Source organism: Chlamydiales bacterium, from assembly GCA_041395025.1.
Taxonomy (GTDB): Bacteria; Chlamydiota; Chlamydiia; order Chlamydiales; family JAAKFR01; genus JAJACP01.
Window position 1 is genome coordinate 262147 of the sequence record JAWLBH010000001.1, and the last position, 22429, is coordinate 284575.

Consider the following 22429-nt stretch of genomic DNA (forward strand, 5'->3'; position numbering starts at 1 on the left):
GTGAAAGATTTTTATGTCATCAAACCCTGTAACGCAACTTTCTTTTTATTTAAAAGACTCATACTTAGTTCCATCAAGTTGTTTAGAAGAAAGTCGTTTAGAAGACGAACAAGCTCTTGAAATAGAAAAACAAAAGATTACAAAACTTGTTCTCGCGACACTCCATGAAAATAGGAAATTGCAAAAAGAACTGATAGAAGATAGGAATAGTGATCTAGAAAGTCTCATTGCTCTCAATCTGATTGATCAATTAGTCTCGCCTCCTCTGTTTTTTCCTTATTATCATCGAGGTGTAGGAGCCGCCGTTAGAGGACAAAATGATTGTGAGGCTACACTTCTTATCTTTGCTATCATGATTTTATTTTCTATTTTTTCTTTCTCTATTTATGCCACAATTAAACAAGGACGAGCAATTTGTAAGACGCGAAAAGAGATTAGAGAAATTAACACAATATGTCTAAATACCAAATGCGAAAAGATAAAAAAGATTTGTCATCTACTGATTCTTCAAAAGAGTCAATCCCTTAAGGATAAAACTGTAGCAACCACCTTTACTTCTATAATCATCCCCGCATCTGTTTTCTTGATGGTTTCAGCCATTTTGGCTCTTACTTCTCTGTATTATAGATCCCCTTTAAACTCTGCTGCAGTTCCTTTAGCAATTGCTGGAGGAGCTTTTAGTTTCTGTTCTCTATCTGGCCACCTTGTGCGCCTTGTGATTTTCAAATCACAAGAGCGACAAAGGATCCAGACTTTGACAGAAATCTATCAAAAAACGGTACAACTAAAAGCACTTCACCCCTACTCTATCCTTAGTAGCTTAAATGCTAGTAAGGCTATTTTAGAGATTGAATACAAGATTTATGTGAAAAATGGCCACCATTTTTCAACTGCACCTGCATCATCCCATTTGCCTGAATATCAAAAATATTCTCTATCTCCTCCTGCCTGTTAAAGAAACCCCTATCTCAATACTTCTTGATAAAAATCCTAAAGATTCATATCGACTTCAGCTTATAGTTGACAGTAAAAATGGATCGTAAAAAACTTTTCTTTGAATTTTTCCAAAACGATGAATTAGAGAATAAATTATGAAAAAAATATAAATTCACCTAGACGTGAACGAAATCAAAAAGTATTTTTAGAGTTGGCCATCAATTTTTAATGAAAACAAAAGATGAACCATCCATTCATGAGATTACTGGACGATTTAACAATAGAAAAAAAAATCATTCTTACTTTTATATTCGCAATCTTAAATCTTTGTAGTTCAATCATATTTGCTTCCTATCCAATAGAGGTGTCTGGGCAAATGCTCTATCTTCTTCATCGAGGGAAAACAGCATTAGCTTTTGAAAACTATCTTAAATATGCAAAAGCAAATGGAGAACATGATTTTGCTCTTTTACAACAAGCTGGCATAAGCCTGCTTGAAGAAGGCATTGAATCTGATGACCTAGAAACACAATTGATGTGCATGTTTGGTGCTGGGATCGCTAATTCTTCTGATCTTTTTCATATCCTTGAGAAAGGCATTCATGCTAAAGAGCCACGAATTCAGCTTATCGCTTTAAGTTACTTAGGAAAACAAAATGATGATCGAGCAGATGAGCTTCTTTTAGAAGCGCTTTCATCTCCTTTTCTTCTTACAAAACTTGAGGGGTGCTACCAACTTGCCAAAAAAAATCATCCCTCCGTTTTAATGCACATGCAGTCACTGATGGTAAAAATTCCTGATTTTGTCCGATCCCTCTTTCCACAAATTATTATTCACTTAGATGGAAAAGAAGCGAATCAGTATCTAAAACAACTACTTTCAGATGCAAATATTGAAGTACGTATTGAAGCAATTTTAGCTATTGCAAGAATGAGACGCGATGACTTTCTTCCTCAAATTCGCCACCTTGCTTCACAAACTCACCATGCTCAACAAGAAGCCTGTCTTCTTGCATTAGGTGCACTGCAAGATACTCTATCCATTCCTTTGCTTAAAAACTGCTTACAAAGTTACCGAAAAGAGGTACGGCTTGCTGCTGCAGTAGCTCTCTATGAAATAGGTGATTGTGAGGCTTTAAAACTCATTGAAGAGATGGCACGTTTAGGTGATCTATTTGCTATTACATCACTTGGCATAATCAAAGAGGGAAGACAAGTTCTACATGATATGACCTCTCATGTGGATCGAGATGTGCGTCTTAATGCAAGCTTATCACTCTTGCAACTCCGTGAAGAAACTTCTCTTACAGAGATTTTGATTCCAGGAAGTAGGGATTTGGGATTCATAGCCTTTTCCTCACCAGGTCGTGGACTTAAAGCCTGGAAAACAATTCCTTCCCATCATCAAAATACTCAAGGGTACCCCGGAGTGATCCAACAGACACTTGCATTACGTGAAAAAGTCCTTATGGAGTCTATTGAACTACCAAATGATCAATTTCTAAAAATTGTAAAAAAACTCATTGATGAAAAACAAACTCAATTAATCCCTCTCGCTGCTATGCTACTCGAAAATACAGGAACTCCAGAGAGTATAGCCCTTCTATCAGAAGGGCAGCAAAAAGCGGGAGAGCCACTCATACGTAACTATTGCACTCTTGCTCTTTACAGACTAGGTCAAGAGGGACCCTATCAACAACAACTGATCAATTGGGTAAAATCGTTTGGTGATCAGTTAATGATTCAATTTCGTGAATCAGATGATGAAAATTTTCTTCCAAATCAACATGCACTCACTCCTGAAGAAACTTCCCGTTTTTTAGTTGAAACATTTGAAACACTTGCTCAAAGACAAAATCAAGCTGGATTGGAAGCTCTTATTTATGCGATGGCTTATGGAAACCCAAAAAATAAATATGCTCTTGCAGGATTATTGATCAGAACAACTGAGTAATATCTGGTCAAATAATGCATCAACTGCATACACTCCTCTTTGATAATAAGATGGTTTCTTACTCATTCAAAATGAAATCTTAGATTATTGTATTGCATAAAATAATCTCTCTGATTTTGTATACAACATATTTTCTAATGTGGTTTTTTTATCTGATTTTTCTTTGTGTCTCTCCACTCACTCTTCTAGGAGGACTTTCTGACTCTTTTCATGATTCGAAAACTAAGAATAAATATTCTGCTTTTGATTTATCAATTCCTAAAGATCAACCTCAAATTATTCTCGATTTAAATCATCCATGTTATGAGGATGGGGTTCTATCCACAAAGGAGGGAGGCGTACTTATTGCTCCTAATTTTCGAGTCCAAGCACAATCTTTCATCTATACCCATAATCTTGATATTGATCCTCCTGTGTTTACTATCGAATGTCATGGTAACCTCTTAATTGACTACCAAGAATGGGTTCTTGTAGGTGATTCTCTTTATTATGACTTTCTCACTCATACTGGTTTTCTCATTCATGGTAAAACAGCTCAGCCTCCTTGGTATTTAGGAGGAAACGAAATTTTACTTTTCGAAGACGGACATCTAATAGTCATAGATGGTTTTCTCACAACATCTGAGGCAAAATACCCAGATATAGCTATTCGTTCACCAAAGATTACCCTTTCGAAAAACCATGTGATGGAAGCAAAAAACATCACGTTTACTATTGAAGAGATCCCCGTATTTTGGTTTCCGCAAATCTGTTTTGACTTAGAAAATTGTCGAAATACTCCTTTCGCTGTGAAATTTGGTTGGGGGGGGTTCATGGGGTCCTATCTTGGTCTTCTTTATCACTTTCTTAACTGGAAAGATTTTCAGGGAACAGCTCGAATCGATGAATTTTTTGGTCACGGATTAGGGGGCGGTATTGAAACGCGTTATCATCAGAAATTTAAATCCACACAATTTTATACTCGCAGTTATTATGTTCATGATATCGCGATCAACGATCCAAATGACCGGGATCGTTATCAATTTCAAGGCACCTACCATGATAGCTTTTATGGAATGAGTATTGATGGGATGTATGATTATGTGAGTGATCCAAATATGGCATCTGACTTCCAAATTCAAGATTTCGAACTACCTACAGCAGGACGCACCCAGCTTGAATTGAAGAAACAAACAGATCTATGGATAGCCGCTCTATTTGGTAATGTGCGTATTAATTCTTTCCAATCAGTTAACCAAGAACTCCCGACTTTTAGTTTTTATCTGCATCCTTTTCAAATTCCCCATACGGGAATTATCATCGAAAATATTTTTAAAGCTAGTTATCTAAATTATGCATTTAGTGAAGATGTACATGGGAAAAATTTCCAATCAGGTAGAATCTCTTTTTCTCCTCATGCTTACCGTCCTTTTTTGTTTGGACCCATTACTGCAACACCTGAAGTGGCTTTTATTGGCATTGGCTATACTAACACCCCGTCTGGAAATTCAGCAGGACAAGGGATTGGAAAATTTGGAATCCATTTCAACTCTTGTCTATCAAAATCTAATCAAAGATTGAAACATCTTGTTAAGCCTTATATTGATTATACCTATCTTACACAACCGAGTGTCTCTAACAATGACCACTTTATCTTTACCATCAATGATGGGTATCATCAACTCAATCTTTTAAAAATGGGGATCGAAAACAAGATCTTTGTCAAAGGATCTTCTGGAATATTTCAACCTCTTACAGTAGATGCGTGGGCAAATATTTTTATTGATCAAAAAACCCATCGAAAAGCCATTCCTAAAGGATATCTAAATATCGAATGGCAGCCTTCTCAATCTCTTTTGTTTACTCTAGATGGGGGATGGAATTTTTTAAACGATCAAGTGGATTTTTTCTCTGGTAGAATTGATGCGACAGTTAGTCATCATCTAGCCTTTGGATTGGATTATTGTTACCATAGCAAATTTGATTGGCGTAAAGCAGATTTTTATAACTTTATCTTAGAAAGTGCTCATAATGAAAAAGAACTTCTTGAATCCCCTCTTTCCTTTCGTCGACAAACTTTGCTGTTTCGCATGTTTATCCGTCCTACACCTAATTGGACTGCACAATTAGACTCCCGTTATGGATGGAATCGTGGTCATCAAACATTTATTGGAAAAAATGGTGAGCTATTTAGAGAAAAACAGAAAAATTTTCTAGAATATCAGGTTGAATTTCGAAGAACCCTATTTAACCACTGGGACCTCCGCCTAATCTATGAAAAGCGTGTTGCTGATCATCGGTATCTAATCTCTCTCAAAATCAACCCAGAACGACCACCTAAACTATCTTACCGATAGCTATGTCAGCTTGAAACATAGAATGATTAAACATCAATTTGCTCAGGCATTAAGTAATGGATGGCATATTTGAGATAAACCTTGTCTTTTATAAAAATATCAAATAAGGATGGGTCTAAATAGCCTGCCTTAACCATCCTACTCATCGTCTTCAAAACCTCAGATATAGTAGCTGGTTTTCGATAGGGACGATCAGGAGAAGAGAGCGATTCAAAGACATCAGCAATAGCTAAAATCCTCGACTGGATCAAGATATCCTGACCTTTTAATCCACGAGGGTATCCTTTCCCATCCATTCTTTCATGATGAGAAGCAGCAATCTCAGGTACAGCAGATAACTCTTTAGGAAATGGAATTTGTGAAAGCATCCGATAAGTCATTAAGGAATGATTTCTGATAATTGATTGCTCTTTTTCTGTTAAATTTCCCTCTGGGATTAATAAATTTTCTCTTTCTTCAGAAGTAAGAATAGGTTCATTCTCGTTCCAATAAAGTGAGGCTATTCGATCGATATTTTTGATCGTTTCTGATGTGACTGGCTCAGTAGAATCATTACAACGATGAATGAATTTTTGATCCTCTTTTATACTCAGTATTTTTTGATGATAAGCTTGATCAAAAGAATCAAAAAAACTTTCAGCAACACGAAGACTGTCTGGATGATAGTTAGCCAACCAATCAAGCTTTTTTTTTAGGAGATGATTTTCTTCTTTGATCTCTAGTCCTTTGAAACGCACATCTATAATCTCTGAACGATCATATACACTCTCTAGCTTTTTTCTTTTTTCGATGATGTGTGTTGGAATAGTAATTTTGCCACAGTCATGTAATAAAGCAGCAATCTTTAACTCATAAAGTTGTTTATGATTAAACAAAAATTCTTTAAATGGACCTTCTTTTGTCCTATTGATTGCCTCAGCAAGAAGTTCTGTAATGAGAGGAACACGCTTGGCATGATTTCCAGTTGAGGGAGAAATTTCATCAATAGCAGAAGTCATCATACGGATGACAGCCTCAAAAAGTTCACGAAGATTACGAATCAATAACTGATTATTGAGAGCAATCGCTGCCTGTGAAGCAAATGATTCTGCAAGTTGAATATCCTCTTGAGAAAAAGAGGAAATTGTTCCATCGATAGGATTCGTGGGATTAAGTAATTGTAGAACAGCAATTACATCCTCCGCATAATTTTTCATCGGAATAGTTAAAACGGCTTTTGTCAGATATCCAGTCTGGGCATCAAATTCACGTGTCCCAGAGAAATTTGCTCCTTTTTTATATGCATCTTCTATATTGACCGTCTGCTTATAGTTTACTGAGTAGGTAACTATTAAATTATTATTGGGTTGACCTGTCTCTAAAAAAAGAGGAATATCCTCAAAAGTAATCGCATTAGAAGAAGTTCCACCAAGATGAAGTTTAAGCGAATTAGATAAAATGGTTTCAAATCGAAGCTTTTTTCCTTCAAGAACAGTGTAAATCGTTCCTCCATCAGCATGAGTCAATTCTTTAGCATTCTGAAGAATTCTTTCATGTAAACGAGGAATATCATGCTCTTCTGAAAGAGCAATTCCAATTTCATTGAGTTTTTTTAAAATACTATAACTTAAATCCATGCAAATATTAAAATTTAGAATAGTATTAATACATAATTATAAACAGATTTTTATTCATGTAAAAATATTTTTATTATCAAGAAAATTTTGTGTAAACTAAGTTTCTAGTTTTCTGAATGATACAAAAGATTTTATATCCAGTGTTTTCACTATAAGCTAAGTGAATAGGTTTCTATATGAGAAAATTATTTTTGAAAATATTTTTGCTTAATCTCAAGCAGCTTTGGTTCAATAAGAGTACGACGTTTCCCTTTAATTCGATCAATAAAAAGAGTCCCATTAAGATGGTCATTTTCATGCATAATATTTCGAGCATGATAACCGTAACACTCCTTCTTAAAAGAATTTCCCTCGAGATTCTTTGCTTCAACAGTAATCTTCGAAGGACGTTTCACGAATTCATACAATCCTGGAATGGAAAGACACCCTTCTTCTCTTTCTACAAAAACATCGCTTGGATTTGAAAGGATAGGATTAATAAAAACTACTGGCTCTCCTAGATGAATTTCTCCTTTCTCATCTTCAAAATCTACATTGGAAACAAAAATCCGCAAAAGATGACCAACTTGTGGAGCAGCTAATCCAATCCCTTTATAAGCAAGCATTGATTCGATCATATCGAAGCAAAGCTGACGAATATCATCTGTAATTTTTCCAACAGGAGTAGATTGCTTCCGCAAAATAGGGTGATTGTAATAGTAAAGAGGTAGCTTCATGGCTCAATAAGCTCTGTACCTATTCTCTGCTGTGCTTTTGCACGTCCTATTGCCCCAGTCCATAAAGATAAAATAATACATCCACCAAGAAAACAAATAGCAAGCCCAGCTGTAATCTTTTTTAACACTTCAGGGGTAGATGCTCCGAATAAAGAATCCCCTACATCCCCTCCAAATGAAGCACCAAGACCAGAACTTTTACTTTCTTGAACTAAAATCACACAACAAAGAATCAAAGAAATAAAAAGAAAAAGAAAAAGAAATAAATAATAAACGATAGTCATTTCGGTATTACACCATGAATAATTTTAATAAATGAATCAATAGAAAGAGAAGCTCCTCCAATAAGTAAACCATCAATATCAGGTTGGTGAATTAGCTCACTCACATTGTCTGGCTTAACTGAGCCACCATATTGGATCACCATATTCATTGCTACTTCTTCTCCCCATTCTTCTCTAATCACTTGCCGTATCAACTTATGCGCTAATTGAGCCTCTATAGGATCAGCATTCTTCCCTGTCCCAATTGCCCAAACTGGCTCATAGGCAATAATCAATTTCAATAATTCTTTTGGATTCACCCCTTCAAGAGATTGAAGTAACTGGGTTTTTATGACCATTTCCGTCTCCCCAGCTTCTCGTTCGTCAAGAGTTTCACCTACACAAAGAACAGGTTGTAGAGATTCTTTCAAAGCACGTTTGATTTTACGATTAATAAATAGATTGCTTTCATGAAAATAGAGACGTCTCTCTGAATGACCAAGAAGAACAAATTGAGCTCCTACTTCTATAAGCATGCGAGCTGCAATTTCTCCAGTAAAAGCTCCTTCACTTGCATCATTCATATTCTGTGCACCAACTATCATCGGAATCTTATGCTCTTTTGCACAATTTACAGCAGCTTGAATGATTGTAAAAGGAACAGCTAGGTAAATGGTCGCTTGACTCTGTTGGGTAAGGGATGCTAGAGTTTTAATAAACGTTTTTGCTTCTTCAATTGTCTTATACATCTTCCAATTAGCTGTGATTATGATAGGTCGATGGACATCTGATGTTTGCGCCATTTTTATCTTTATTTGAGATTAAAAATTTTTGATAGTTTATCATCAAAATGAACAGTTTGTCAACTCTCATTACCGTTACCGAATTAACTTTAGCGATTAAACATCAACTCGAATCTAAGTTTATAAATATCACTGTTCAGGGCGAAATAAGTAATTATAAACTTCAAGCAAGTGGGCATCTCTATTTTGATCTCAAGGATACTGGTGCAAAAATCCCTGTCGTACTTTTCCGAGGGAATGAACATACTATTACTCGTCTACTGAAAGAAGGCGACCATGTCATTTTGAAAGGATCTCTTTCTGTCTATCCTCCTCATGGAAAATATCAAATTATTGCAAAATCTATTGAATACCAAGGGATAGGGGAACTGCTACTAAAACTTGAAACACTGAAAAAAAAGCTTAGTGCACGTGGATGGTTTAGTGAAGAGAAGAAAAAATCTATTCCAAAATTTCCTCATTGCATCGGTGTTGTGACTAGTCCCACAGGGGCTGTCATCCGTGATATCATTCATATCCTATCACGAAGATATCCAGGGTTTCATCTGATTCTGAATCCTATTCGTGTGCAGGGTAATACAGCTGCTGCTGAAATTGCAAATGCTATTGAAGAGATGAATAGATACAAGTTATGCGATGTAATGATTGTTGGGAGAGGAGGAGGTAGTCTCGAAGATTTATGGGCGTTTAATGAAGAGATCGTTGCTAAAGCAATATTTGAGAGTACAATTCCGGTCATTTCAGCAATTGGTCATGAAACGGATATTTCGATTGCAGATTTTGTTGCTGATAAACGAGCGCCTACTCCTTCAGCTGCTGCTGAAATTGTGAGCGTAGAAAAACAGCATCATCTTCAAATTTTAAAAAAAATGCATAACCATTTAACAAGTGCTCTTCTTCATCAAGTCAAACACTCCCGAGTGACTCTTGAAAAATATACCTCTCATCCGATGTTCTCAACTTCTTACATGCTCATAGGAGGCAATTTACAAAAGCTGGATGAGATTAAGAGTTCCTTGGATAGATTAATTAAACACATGCTCCTCGGCAAGCGCTATATGCTAGAAGGAAAGAAAAAAGATATTAATGGCTTAAAACCTACAAATCAATTTATCCTTTCTCAGAATCATCTATGTGAAAAAATCAAACAACTGAATCAAGCTATTAAAAATAAAATCGCATTAAACAAACATAGATTAAAAGAAATCGTTAAACAACTACAATCTTTAGATCCAAAAAATGTATTAAAAAGAGGATATGCCATCATCTTGGCCTTAAATGAAGATTCAGTTATATTATCAGCTAAACATTTAAGTCCTGGACAAAAAGTCAAAGCCTTATTTAGCAACGGTGAAAGGGTTTTAAGGGTAGAAGATGAATGAACAAATTTTTAATTTCGAAAAAGCATTTGCAAGATTAGAAGTCATTCTAGAACGAATGAATTCTGGAAATGTTCCTTTGGATGAGTCACTTAAACTCTATGAAGAAGCTGATCAATTGATTATAGGATGCAGCTCACGTTTATCAGAGGTTGAAGAACGTATTGAAATTTTAATTAAAAGACGAGATGGGAAAATCGAAATCGATGAGGATGAGATACCTCTTAAAAAACCCTTTGAACCTCAAGAGGCATTTTGACTCACCTTGGAAATATCTCCTCTCCTAAAGATCTTAAACATTTCTCAATTCTCGAATTAAAAACACTTGCAGGAGAAATTCGGGAACGAATTATTTCTGTCCTTTCGGTGAAAGGAGGTCATCTTGCTTCGAACTTAGGGAGTGTCGAGTTCACCCTTGCCCTTCATTACGTTTTTGATTCTCCTCGTGATGTATTGATTTTTGATGTCAGTCACCAGACTTATACCCATAAATTAATCACAGGAAGAAATGACTCTCGTTTTGATAGAATTCGTCAATACAAAGGATTGAGTGGTTTTTCTGATCCTAAAGAATCCCCTCATGATCATTTCTATGCTGGCCATGCAGGCACTGCGCTCCCTCTTGCTCTTGGGATAGCTCAATCACGAGATCTATTTGATAAAGATCATCATGTGATTCCTATTATTGGTGATGCGACATTAACATGCGGTCTTTCCCTGGAAGCCTTAAATAATATTTCTCGTAACTTGTCTCGCTTTATTTTGATTCTTAATGATAATAAAATGTCGATTTCAAAAAATGTAGGTGGAATCACGAATATATTGAGTCGCCTTTTAAATAACCCAACAACTAGTAAATGGACGCGCGAATTAGAAACTTTTGTATCAAAAATTCCTATTTGCGGGACTTCTCTTGCTAAACAAGGGCTCAAACTTACCGAATCAGTGAAAAATATTGTTAGCTCAGCTCCTTTCTTTGAACAGTTTGGCTTTTCATATATTGGTCCAATCGATGGACATGATGTAAAAAAACTCATTGGAATCTTTCAAGCAGTAAAAAATCTAAATATGCCAATTGTCATTCATATTCTGACAAAAAAAGGACAAGGAGTTGAACAAGCTGAACAAAATCCTATTTTATACCATGGTGTCAAACCTTTTGATCCCAAAACATGCCAATTTCTTCCTTCTTTATCTCAAAAGCTCACATTTCCTAGCATCTTTGGTAAACACATGTTAAGTATGGGTAAAAAAAATAGTCGACTGGTTGTCATTACTCCTGCAATGTCTCTGGGTTCTTGTCTTGTCTCTTTTCAGGAAAAATATCCAAAAAGATTTTTTGATGTTGGAATTGCTGAAGGATATGCAGTTACCTTTTCAGGGGGTCTAGCTAAGAATCGAGATCTTGATGTTGTCTGTTCAATTTATGCAACATTTTTTCAAAGGGCTCTAGACAATCTTTTTCAAGATGTTTGTCTGCAAGAAATTCCAGTTGTGTTTGCTGTCGACCGAGGTGGACTTTCTCCAAATGATGGAGCCACTCATCATGGTATTTATGAAATTGGCTTTTTACGTACTATGCCTAATATAGTGATCTGCCAACCCAGAAATGGCCATCTTCTTAAAGAGCTACTTGAATCTGCATTCAGCTGGAAACGCCCGACAGTGATCCGCTATCCTAACTTACCAACGGAAGAATCGGAGAATGCAATATGTCACCGTCCGCTTGGAAAGGGAGAGGTATTAGCTGAAGGAGAGGATCTTCTCATTATTGCTCTTGGCCACCAATGTGAAGCTGCGTTATGTCTACGTGATTTACTTCAAGAAAGAGGAATATCAGCTGGAGTAGTTGATCCAATCTTCATAAAACCATTTGATAAAAACCTCTTTTCAGATTTACTTCTTAAATATAACCGTATTGTCACTATTGAAGAGCACTCAATTAAAGGGGGGCTCGGAAGCGAAGTCAACGACTTTCTTATGTCTCATGATTTTGGACAAGTTGAAATCTTAAATTTCGGAGTTTCTGATATATTTGTAGAACAAGGGGGGTATGAGGATTTACTAAACCAGCTTGGATTAACTCCCGAAAAAATGTTGCAAAAAGTTATGGCTCATTTTCCATTTTTCCAATATTCGAATAGATAATTTTTTATAAAAATGGAAATTCAGTCTATTTTTTCCTCCGTTCTTTACTAAAGAGATAATTAAATTAATTAAAAAAGAGTAAAAACAGGCGATTCAAGATATGAAGAGAGATTTTAATAAAATCATCGCTCTTTTCACCAACATGAAAAAGAGAGGCTCTTCTGAAATCACACAAAAAGTCATTGAATATTTACAAAATAGAAGGGTCACTGTGATTGCACGTGAAGAAGAAGCCACTCAGTTAAATATTCCTTTTTTACACTCTATCGAACCTAATAAAATTGATTTTTTAATTTCCCTTGGTGGAGATGGGACTATTTTACGCATGATCCATCATTTTCCTTATCTTAATGCACCTATCCTCGGAATCAATCTTGGACACCTTGGTTTCATGGCAGATGTGCCTTTATCTCATCTCTACCCTAGCCTAGATCAACTTCTTAATGGATCTTACACGATTCAAGAACGCTTGACTATGGAGGGGATGATCTCTGATAAACAAGCGATTTTTGCGATTAATGAAATCGTTATTCATCGCTCACGCAATTCTTCTCTAGTTGATCTTTCAATTCATGTAGATGGAAAATATCTCAATACTTTTTGTGCAGATGGCATCATCATTTCGACACCCAATGGGTCAACTGCTTACTCTTTAGCTGCTGGCGGTCCTATCCTTACACCAGTTTTACAAGCAATTGTAATTACCCCCATCAACCCCCATACCATTTCTAATCGTCCAATCGTTCTTCTTCCATCTGATAAAATTGAGATCCAGTACCTAAGTCCCTATAATCCAGTTGAGGTGACTTGTGATGGATTTTCTTCTCATCCACTTGCCACTCATGAGATAGTGAGTATGAGTTGTGCGAAAAGAAAATTTAAAATGGTCCATCTTGCACACTCTGACTTTTTTTCTACTTTACGCTCTAAACTTGGATGGACAGGTCAACTTCGTTATAATGATTTAAATCATCCTAATGAATATCGAGACTAAATAGAAACTTGTATATACATAATACCTAGAACTTATTCCTCCCCTGAAAAAAATCTTTTTCCGCTAAAAATACAAATTTTAAAATCACACCATGAGATCCATAGCAAAAGATATGTTCATCTGTAGATTAGGAAAGAATAGAAAAATGGCAGGCAAATCAAGAGGTAAAAAAACAAAAAAACTTTAAACTTACTAAAAGAAAGATAATAGACTGGCTTATCATAAAAAAAGATATGAGAGTTTTTTATACATAAAGTTCTATTTTTTAATTATTAAAGAACTATATACCTCGTTTTAATACTCTTCTAAAGCTGTTTCCAGTTGTTGACTGTACTTTTCTACTTTATGCATTTCTCACCTCTATTCCTTAATCCAATAAAAAAAATACAGTTTGAAATTCTCAAAAGCAAATGGCACAGTATCTATTTTTTCTTCATTCTTCTTTCCTAAAAAGAACAAACCCTATGTTGGGTGAAATACTAATTTTTCACTAATTGTATTTAATATATTTACTAGAAGTTAAAAAAAACAAATGACATAGTTATCTTTATGAAAATCAATGAAAATACTAATTTATTAGCTAATCCATTAAATTCTGATTCATCCAGATCAAAATCGATAAATACAAGAAGTTGTCTTTTTTTTGCCTTAGGCATCATTACATTTATCGGGAGTTTAGCTACAGCTGTCTGCTTACATCCTCATCTAGGGCATTCTTCTTTTGCTCTTGGCGGGGGGATTTTTCTGTCTGTCTGCTTATTGAGCAAATATATCTTTGTAAATAAGACAAAAACACAATCCTCTAGGATCCAATCACTACCACCACTCAATATTTTACATCCTATCGATCATCAGACTGACTTAACTCAAGACACAAACTCGGTGCTCTCCCCTACTAAATCGCAAGGCAAAACAACTCCACCTTTGAACTCTGAGAATTCTAGTGAACTAGATCCAAAAAAATTAGCAGATGTTAGAAGGCAATCATCACCGATCCAATCACCACCACCATTCAATATTTTACATCCTATCGATCATCAGACTGACTTAACTCAAGACACAAACTCGGTGCTCTCCCCTGCTAAACCTCAAGATAAAACAACTCCACCTTTGCATTCTGAGAATTCTAGTCAACTAGATCCAAAAAAATTAGCAGATGAAGAGCTAGTAATTAATCATAAATTCGAGGATCCCCTCTCCTCGAAACTGGTTCAAAATCCTTCCTTAATAGATAACTCAACACTCCCATTAGATTCATTGCAAAAAGATGAAGATATTCTACAAGACCAACCTTTAGACGATTTAACAGATGAGAAAATTGCTTTTATTAACTTCTCAAAAATAGAAAATAATAAGAAAAAACATTTTATTGAAAGCCTCTTTCCAACCAATTCTGAAGCACTTAAATCAACTGAAAATAAGTTGAGACAACTTAACCCTAAAGAGATAGATACTTATTTTCCCTTTTTCAAAAAGAAACATTTTAATCTTTTAAAAAAAGAGCAAATTCTTGCTCTTAATCCTTTAAAAATGAAGGAGGCCAATTCTCAGAATAAAAATATTATTGAAAGTATTTTACCCTCCACCAACTCTCCTGCAACACACAACAGAAATGTTAGCATCCTACAAGAATTCAATGCTGAACAACTCAATATATACATACATTTTTTCAAAGAGACACATTTTAGCTATTTAAAAAAAGAGCAAATTCTTGCTCTTAATCCTTTAAAAATGAAGGAGGCCAATTCTCAGAATAAAAATATTATTGAAAGTATTTTACCCTCCACCAACTCCCCTGCAACATACAACAGAAATATTAGCATCCTACAAGAATTCAATGCTGAACAACTCAATATATACATACATTTTTTCAAAGAGACACATTTTAGCTATTTAAAAAAAGAGCAAATTTCTCTTATTGACTTCTCAAAAATAGAAAATAATAAGAAAAAACATTTTATTGAAAGCCTATTTCCAACAATGAGTTACCAATTAGCACAAACTTATCAGAGGTTAGACCAAATCACTCCCGAACAACTTGAGATATGTATGCCCTTTTTTAATAAGACACATAAACAATATTTGGAGAAGAAAAGCAAATGAGAAAATACCTAACTCCTGTGATCATAGAAGAAGTCAGAACATACTTTTAGATAATAAAACAACATCTGAATCTTAACACTGTTTTTTATCTCTTACTTAATGAACAAAAGCATATGAGTCATATCCATAACCGATAAAAAAACTAGAAATTCTTTAAATAAAATGGCCTACTTAGAGGAATTATTCTAAGTCATATAGCTGTTTTACGCAGATTATGAATAAAAAATGCAAAAAAGCATTTCTTCCCTATTGGTTATGACGATGACTACGACTTACTTCTCTTGCACTTGGATCGTTTTCTTTGAAGACTAAAGAAGATTGACGAGCTTGTTTTTTTATTTTAGAAGGAGAGTGCTTTTTCATAATATAGGGACATGTTTTCCTAAACACCCGAGGTACGCGGGTAGCTAAATGAAAAGCAATAGGCATCAATAACAAACCTATGTAGAAATAAGAATTCGTCATGGCTTGTGTGAGGCTAAAAATACCTCCTCCACTAGCTTTTCCTGCTGCTAGAAATAATGCCGCTATACCAGCAACAAGAAGCAAAGGAGCAGCCACTGCCATGACCTTTGCTACATTTCGATGTGCCTTTTGGGGAATGATATCCTGAATTAGAAAAGTTAACCCTAAACCTGCTAATCCCGTTAGAGGCACAATCATCATAATATTCGTCAAACTAAGATTTTGAAGGGTATGTCCAATACCTGAACCCATCGTTGTTACCATTAATCCACAGGCAAGCAAAATCATTCCAAGATCAAAAAGAATATAGAGGGCTTTACGTTGCCATGCTTTTGAAGGCTTATCAGGTAAGGCAAGAATTTGATCAAATGTTTTTGAAAATTGCCCTTTAATGTTATTCACTAAATTAGAATTTATTGACGACATAATAAAATTATATTTAATAAAAACTTAATTAATTATAACATAATTAATAATTTAATTCAATATTCAACTAATCATCAAAATACTCACCTATCTACTGAGGGAGTGGAGGGGATGGCATCGCATATTGGACATGCCAAATAATACTCAAAGAAATAATAAGAACAATTAAAGACATTGACCAGATAAGAGGTAGATAAGCTGCTGCGATCAAAAAAGCGACTCCACTAAAGGAGACGATGCAACAAAATCCACAAGCTTTAAGATAAGTTTTCGCTCTATGAGAGTCCTTTTTATAAGCAGATAATCCAGCAAAAATTGGCATGACAATGATCCCTATTGCAGCAATAGGAAGCGACAAAAGGGGCTTAACAAACCCAGAAACAAGGGCAATTATCCCGGTAGCTAGACGGCCTCCAATAGGATAATTGCAATAAATATTTGTTTTTTTAATAAAATATAATTCAGGAACAAAAATAGGAGTTAGAATATTTTTAGTTGCAAAAGAGCTCATATCTTAAGGAATTTTAAAAAATGTTGAGTTTTTAGTAAATAATTTTCAAGATTGAGGTAGCTAGTGGAGGAAGTTGAAGATAGCATCCTACTGTATTTCCTTTTTCATCTTTAACTCCTATAACTTCATCGTTTAATTTCCCTGACCCCCCATACTTCTCTTCATCAGTATTAAAAACCTCTTCAAGATAAGAAAATCCATGAAATTTTAAAAAATACTTACAATGGTAGACTGGGGTAAAATTATGGATACAAAGCAAGTCACTATCAGATTTGCCTTTTCTTTGATAACTGATAATACTCAGATCAACATCTGAAAAATCAATCCATTGGAATCCACTATTCTCGCAATCACCTTCCCAAAGCGAAGGATGCTGAAGATAAAAATGATTTATCTCTTTAACCATCCTTTGAAGTTTTTTATGACTGGGATATTGAAGTAAATGCCAATGTGCTTCTTCTTTGACCCACCATTCATTGAATTGCCCCCATTCTCCTCCCATAAATACCATTTTCTTACCTGGTTGACAAATCATATAGCTCAAAAGTAACCTCAAATTAGCAAATTTTTCCCAATAATTCCCTGGCATTTTTGAGATTAAACTCTTTTTACCATGAACAACTTCGTCATGAGATAAAGGGAGGATAAATTTTTCAGAAAAAGCATAGAGAAGGCCAAAAGTCAATGCTTTATGGTGATAGCGTCGACAAATAGGATCTTGTTGAAAATAGTTCAGAGTATCATGCATCCATCCCATATTCCATTTATAATCAAAACCAAGACCCCCTGATTCAACAGAATGTGTCACTCCAGAAAAAGCAGTCGATTCTTCAGCAATCATCATCACTCCTGGAAATCTCTTATGAATAATTGAATTTAAATGTTTAATAAATTCAATGGCTTCGAGATTTTCTTTTCCCCCATAAATATTTGGAATCCACTCTTTCCCTTCTCGACCATAGTCAAGATAGATCATCGAAGCCACTGCATCAACACGTAGTCCATCCATATGCATCTTATCTATCCAAAAAAGTGCACTACCAATCAGAAAATTCATAACTTCTTTACGACCATAGTTGAAAATAAGAGTATGCCAATGAGGATGGTCTGCTTGCTTAGAATCCACATGTTCATAAAGACAAGTTCCATCAAAACAAGCTAAAAACGCGCTATCTTTAGGAAAATGACCTGGCACCCAATCAAGAATCACCCCAATATTATGTTGATGAAGATAGTTAACAAAAAACTGAAAATCCTCAGGAGATCCATAACGACTTGTCACCGCATAAAATCCAGAAACTTGATATCCCCAAGATTCATCGAGAGGATGTTCTTTGATAGGGAGTAACTCAACATGAGTATATCCCATCTCTATACAATAATCTGTAAGTGCAATAGCAATAGTTCGAAAGTTCGAATCATGATCTTTGAATATTTTCCATGAGCCAATATGTAATTCATATATATTCAATGGTTTACATATATTCTGTTGATTATCTCTCCTCTCAATCCAATATTGATCCTCCCAATTAAAAGCATTCATATCGGTAATGACAGAAGCTGTTGCAGGACGAATTTCCCCACTATGAGCATAAGGATCTGTTTTGATAAGGAGTTCTCCTTTACTTGTTTTAATTTCAAATTTATACCGATCTCCCTGCTTAAGACCGGGAACAAATAATTCCCAAACCCCAGATGTATCCATTATACGCATTGGATTCACACGTCCATCCCAAAAATTAAAATCTCCAATTACTGAAACTCTAGTTGCAGAAGGCGCCCAAACAGCAAAAGAAATGCCTTCAATATTTTGGTGTGTAATTTTATGTGCACCCATAACCTCATAAATTTGATAATGGGTCCCTTGATTGAATAAATAACTATCGATCTCGCCCCAAGTAGGGGGAAAGGCATAGGGATCATGAGCAAGTAAGCCATTTTGATGGTAAATTCGATAATCAGAGAAATCAATATCATTCAAAACAATAGTTTCAAAAAAACCTGCATCATGAATCTTTTGAGCAGAGAGAATTTTCCCACGTATTTCTAAAAAAATTTCACAGGCACCTGGACGATAAAGACAAATACACTTTTTCTCCTGTTTATGATCAGGATGAAGTCCTAAAAAATGGTGTGGATTAGAGTGATCTCCATTGACAATCCGCTGAAATTCATTGAAAAAGTTCCGATCTGTTTCTTTGAATCCTTTGAGCCTCATTCAGAAAAAAGGGATTTATTTTTGAAATTGATCTAATAAATAAGTTTTTCCTAATTTTATTTCTAGAGATTCTCTTGTTGTACGAGTTTCTCCATGCTTTTGTGGAATCACTTTTAAACGATATGAACGGATTGAAGAAGAAAAACAGAATGTGATTTCTCCTTCACATGTAGCTCTAAATACCAGCCGTCTTATAGTTTTTTTAGACCATTCTAAATCAATTTCTCCATAAGGTTGACAGGCAAAGCCAGTCAGACGTCCTGCAAATAAATCAGGAGGAAGATTAGGAAGAACGAAAATCTTATTGCCAGATAGCGTTAAAAATAATGAACGAATAAGATCAGCACCTTCAGTCAATAAATACAGAGGAGATCCTTTACTCAGACTTGATGGCTCAGGAAGAATTCCATGATAGTCCTCATCAATGAGCCGAGGTACAAATAATCCTCCAAATCCTGCAAGAAAAAGTTTTTTAAAGGCATGAAGAATATATTCAGGCTGATGGGCAGCAATTGCCTCCTTACACTCTGCTAAAAGAGTATACATTCCTTGATTTACTCCTTTTCTAGGAGAAAGGTCTAAAAGAGCACCCAGTCGAAACCAAATTGGAAATATTTCACGAAAATCAAGGCGTTTTCTTATCAACTCCCAATCTTGTTTCTTATGCATTCCAAAAGAAAGAATTTCTCTATTTTTTATCAAAGGAAAATTCCGTGGTGTTCTATAATGAATTTGGCCATTTGGAAGAATATAGACCTGATACTTCTCACTAAAAACCATGACATATCCTTTTTCAAGATCCTGAATCACTGTGAAATGATTCAATGGTCCTTGAATATTGAGGAGGATTTCCTTCGTGTCTGTTGTCTCAAGGTTTTTTAAAAGAATGCGATTTGGATAAGCTTCTACAATTTGACCAGTTCCAGGAATCAAACATCTTGTTTTAGGAAGATGAGAAAAAGGACGAAGCCTAGCTACAATGCGAATCAATGATCCCAATTAAACCCTCCGGGGTATTTTTTACAAGACGCATATTAATGAGTTCATTTGCTACAATTTCCTCTCTCTGATCCAATAAAACAGTCAGAAAATTCTCGGTATGGCCGAGAGAATGGCTTTCAGTTAATACTGACATTATTTTTCCTACATATTTCTCACGTAAAGCAAAAGCTTCTTGTTCAGCTACCTGCATAAGTTTTGCTTTACGTGTATTAATAATATCCTGCGAAATCTGTCTTGGATAGAGATTCGCTCGTGTCCTTTTACGACGACTATAAGGAAACATATGTACTTTTGCGAACTGAACCTCTTTCATCACCTGCAGAGTTTCTTCAAAATCTGCATCTGTTTCTCCAGGAAACCCTACAATCACATCAGTTGTAAATGTAAAATAAGGAGAGGCACGTTGTAACTTTTCAATCGTTTCATAAAAAATTTGTCGTGTGTATTTCCGGTTCATTTTTTTCAGGATTACATTTGATCCAGACTGCAAGACAATATGCAGACTATGGCAGGTATGCTTACCATTCAATACCGTTTCCATCAATTCATCATCAACTTCATCTGGATCAATTGAAGAAAGGCGCAGTCGTGCTAGTCCATCGATCTTATCAAGATTTCTCATAAGATTTGCTAATCCCCACTCATAATCACCGACATTAATCCCAGTGATCACAATATCTTTATATCCATTATTAACTAGTCCTGTGACTTCATGAACCACATCTTGAATCGGACGAGAGCGCGATCGACCACGTACATAAGGAATAATACAATAAGAACAAAATGAGTTACACCCATCTTGTACCTTAACAAAAGCTCGTGTATGGGCTTCAAAATGTTTAATAGAAAATTCAGGAATCTCTTCGTTAGGAAAGAGATGAGCAATAAGCTCTTCTTTGTCCTGATTAGGAAAAATCATTGAAATACCTTCAATATCTTGCAGCCAATCTGGAGGTTGCTCAGCTAAACACCCTGTGACTACAACTTGAGCTCCTCTGTTTTGACGAATGAGTTGACGAATCTGATGGCGACTTCTTCGATCAGCTGAGTCAGTGACAGTACAAGTATTAACAATACATAATTCTGCTTCTTCTCCCTCCTTAGCCTCTAAGTAGCCAATTTGCGTCAGCTGATCTCGGTAGGCTTGTGTTTCATACTGATTGGTTCTACATCCTAGTGTAGCAAGTCGAAATTTTTTTTTTCCCATAATAAAAAGGAAAAAATCATGACAAAACTGCTCCGAAAAGTCAACTTAGATCACTATTTGTATTGATAAATATATAAAAAAAAAACTAACTTTAGTCGCTGGCTTATAAACTTATAAGGAATTTTTTTATGTTCTCATTAATAGGTCAAGATTCCTCCAAGGAAATAAAAAAAACATGGCGAAATGCCATCAATATACAAGCAGATCCATTCGCTAAAATTCAAACTCATCTGAATGAAATTTTGAAACATGATTCTTCACTCATTTCTTCTGATATAGATATCTTTAAATTTTATTTTAGTCGAATTGATCATCATATTTTTGAAATTGTAAAACCAAACAAACTAGATTTTGTATTCAAAATCGCAATGGAATCTGAATCTGGCTTACCTAATATGAAAGCACGTTTTGAAAATGCAGTAAATGCAGAAACACTTATTCGAAAGGATAAAAAGCATCATTTTCGATCTCATATCATCATTCCATCAGCATTTTTCTGCCCATTGCCACCAGACAGTCATAATCAAAAAAGATGCTATTTAATGATTGAAAAAAAACTAGATTTTGATCTAATGAACCAGGAGTATTTATATCAATCTTTATCGAATGAAAAAATTGAAGTATTAGCACATTTCTTAATTCAAACCCGTTTAACCGACTATAATTGGTGCAACAATCCCATTTTAAAAGATTCTGAGAAGATCGCTTTTCTTGACTGTGAAGAGGTGAGTGCTGATCCATTAGAAGGACTGTTTGGGTTAGAAAAACCTTTTAGAAGAGGTCTACTTGGATGTTTATATTACGAAAATCAGTTTGAAACTGTTCTATCAGTAGCGAAAACGCTGATTGGTAAAAATTATCCGACAGATATAGACAAAAAAAAAAGAAAAATTACCGAAGAAGAAATTCACGTTTGGTATTGTCAAGGATTAGCAAGAAGAGAAGCTGAAATTGCGAAAAGACGCAAAAACATCCAAGAAAGATATCGCTTAAAGAATCAAATCACCGATGTACATACGCCTTTCGAGGTTGATCTTGAGTCATTGAATTTTAAAAATAATTTAGAGAACCCAAGTCTTCTAGGGAAGACTCTAAATATTGCTCTTAAACTCATCAGATTCATAAATGAAAAAATCGCAACTTGTGATAAAACAGACCCATCTGATAGGCCGATTGAATTTACCATAACTCCAAAAGTTGATTTTTCTAATAACTCTTCTGAGGTTTATGAATGCTTAGAATGTGTATTGGAAACTCTTTTTCAAGCACAATTAATTTATAAATATCAACGATGGGCTGATGATTCTAAACTTTTCACTTACATGATCAGCGTATAGAATTACAAGTACTCC

18 protein-coding genes are annotated in these 22429 nt (G+C 35.2%); 9 read left to right on the forward strand and 9 right to left on the reverse strand.

The genetic code is table 11. The features are described from left to right. Positions 1-13 precede the first annotated feature (13 nt). The 3 genes from R3E91_01180 (at position 14) to R3E91_01190 (ending at position 5226) form a co-directional block, all read left to right on the forward strand. Positions 14-955: a hypothetical protein gene (locus tag R3E91_01180; protein ID MEZ5314814.1), complete on the forward strand. Its 942-nt coding sequence runs from the start codon at positions 14-16 to the stop codon at positions 953-955. A 237-nt stretch (positions 956-1192) separates the two neighbouring features. Beyond that, positions 1193-2890 carry a HEAT repeat domain-containing protein gene (locus tag R3E91_01185; protein ID MEZ5314815.1) on the forward strand — a complete coding sequence of 566 codons (1698 nt, stop codon included), beginning with the start codon at positions 1193-1195 and terminating at the stop codon, positions 2888-2890. Positions 2891-3027: 137 nt separating this feature from the next. Next, complete coding sequence (locus R3E91_01190) at positions 3028-5226, forward strand: hypothetical protein (protein MEZ5314816.1); 2199 nt, start codon at positions 3028-3030, stop codon at positions 5224-5226. A 26-nt stretch (positions 5227-5252) separates the two neighbouring features. Here the strand turns inward: R3E91_01190 and R3E91_01195 are convergent, their stop codons facing one another. The 4 genes from R3E91_01195 to tpiA all read right to left on the reverse strand — a co-directional run bounded on the left by R3E91_01195 (position 5253) and on the right by tpiA (position 8624). After that, positions 5253-6842, reverse strand: coding sequence for an HD domain-containing phosphohydrolase (locus tag R3E91_01195; GenBank protein ID MEZ5314817.1), 1590 nt, complete (start codon positions 6840-6842; stop codon positions 5253-5255). 185 nt (positions 6843-7027) lie between these two features. Next, complete coding sequence (def, locus tag R3E91_01200) at positions 7028-7558, reverse strand: peptide deformylase (protein ID MEZ5314818.1); 531 nt, start codon at positions 7556-7558, stop codon at positions 7028-7030. Then, the gene (gene secG / locus R3E91_01205; protein MEZ5314819.1) at positions 7555-7842 is read right to left on the reverse strand and encodes a preprotein translocase subunit SecG; all 288 of its coding nucleotides are present in this window, start codon (positions 7840-7842) and stop codon (positions 7555-7557) included. The genes def and secG overlap by 4 nt, the downstream gene beginning before the upstream one ends. Beyond that, complete coding sequence (gene tpiA, locus R3E91_01210; protein ID MEZ5314820.1) at positions 7839-8624, reverse strand: triose-phosphate isomerase; 786 nt, start codon at positions 8622-8624, stop codon at positions 7839-7841. The genes secG and tpiA overlap by 4 nt, the downstream gene beginning before the upstream one ends. Before the next feature lie 56 nt (positions 8625-8680). Here tpiA and xseA point away from each other — a divergent pair, with 56 nt between their 5' ends. The 5 genes from xseA to R3E91_01235 all read left to right on the forward strand — a co-directional run bounded on the left by xseA (position 8681) and on the right by R3E91_01235 (position 15248). Then, entirely contained in the window at positions 8681-10006 is a 1326-nt protein-coding gene (gene xseA / locus R3E91_01215; GenBank protein ID MEZ5314821.1) for an exodeoxyribonuclease VII large subunit, read from the forward strand. Then, complete coding sequence (gene xseB, locus R3E91_01220) at positions 9999-10262, forward strand: exodeoxyribonuclease VII small subunit (GenBank protein ID MEZ5314822.1); 264 nt, start codon at positions 9999-10001, stop codon at positions 10260-10262. Before xseA ends, xseB begins: the two co-directional genes overlap by 8 nt. Next, on the forward strand, positions 10259-12151 hold the full coding sequence (locus R3E91_01225) for a 1-deoxy-D-xylulose-5-phosphate synthase (GenBank protein ID MEZ5314823.1): 1893 nt from the start codon (positions 10259-10261) through the stop codon (positions 12149-12151). The genes xseB and R3E91_01225 overlap by 4 nt, the downstream gene beginning before the upstream one ends. Positions 12152-12251: 100 nt before the next feature. Continuing rightward, positions 12252-13145, forward strand: coding sequence for an NAD(+)/NADH kinase (locus R3E91_01230; GenBank protein ID MEZ5314824.1), 894 nt, complete (start codon positions 12252-12254; stop codon positions 13143-13145). A gap of 549 nt (positions 13146-13694) precedes the next feature. Next, positions 13695-15248: a hypothetical protein gene (locus tag R3E91_01235; protein ID MEZ5314825.1), complete on the forward strand. Its 1554-nt coding sequence runs from the start codon at positions 13695-13697 to the stop codon at positions 15246-15248. 246 nt (positions 15249-15494) lie between these two features. Here the strand turns inward: R3E91_01235 and R3E91_01240 are convergent, their stop codons facing one another. The 5 genes from R3E91_01240 to mtaB form a co-directional block, all read right to left on the reverse strand. Then, positions 15495-16139, reverse strand: a complete 645-nt coding sequence (locus R3E91_01240) for a hypothetical protein (protein ID MEZ5314826.1) — start codon at positions 16137-16139, stop codon at positions 15495-15497. 91 nt (positions 16140-16230) lie between these two features. Continuing rightward, on the reverse strand, positions 16231-16650 hold the full coding sequence (locus R3E91_01245; protein MEZ5314827.1) for a hypothetical protein: 420 nt from the start codon (positions 16648-16650) through the stop codon (positions 16231-16233). A gap of 31 nt (positions 16651-16681) precedes the next feature. After that, entirely contained in the window at positions 16682-18868 is a 2187-nt protein-coding gene (gene glgB, locus R3E91_01250; GenBank protein ID MEZ5314828.1) for a 1,4-alpha-glucan branching protein GlgB, read from the reverse strand. A gap of 15 nt (positions 18869-18883) precedes the next feature. Continuing rightward, positions 18884-19858, reverse strand: a complete 975-nt coding sequence (locus R3E91_01255; GenBank protein MEZ5314829.1) for a hypothetical protein — start codon at positions 19856-19858, stop codon at positions 18884-18886. Beyond that, positions 19839-21077 (reverse strand): tRNA (N(6)-L-threonylcarbamoyladenosine(37)-C(2))-methylthiotransferase MtaB, encoded by a 1239-nt coding sequence (gene mtaB, locus R3E91_01260; protein ID MEZ5314830.1) that lies wholly within the window; start codon positions 21075-21077, stop codon positions 19839-19841. Before mtaB ends, R3E91_01255 begins: the two co-directional genes overlap by 20 nt. 128 nt (positions 21078-21205) lie before the next feature. Between mtaB and R3E91_01265 the strand changes: the two genes are divergently transcribed. After that, a complete protein-coding gene (locus R3E91_01265; protein MEZ5314831.1) occupies positions 21206-22414 on the forward strand; it encodes a hypothetical protein in 1209 nt (402 codons plus the stop codon). The last annotated feature ends 15 nt before the right edge of the window (positions 22415-22429 follow it).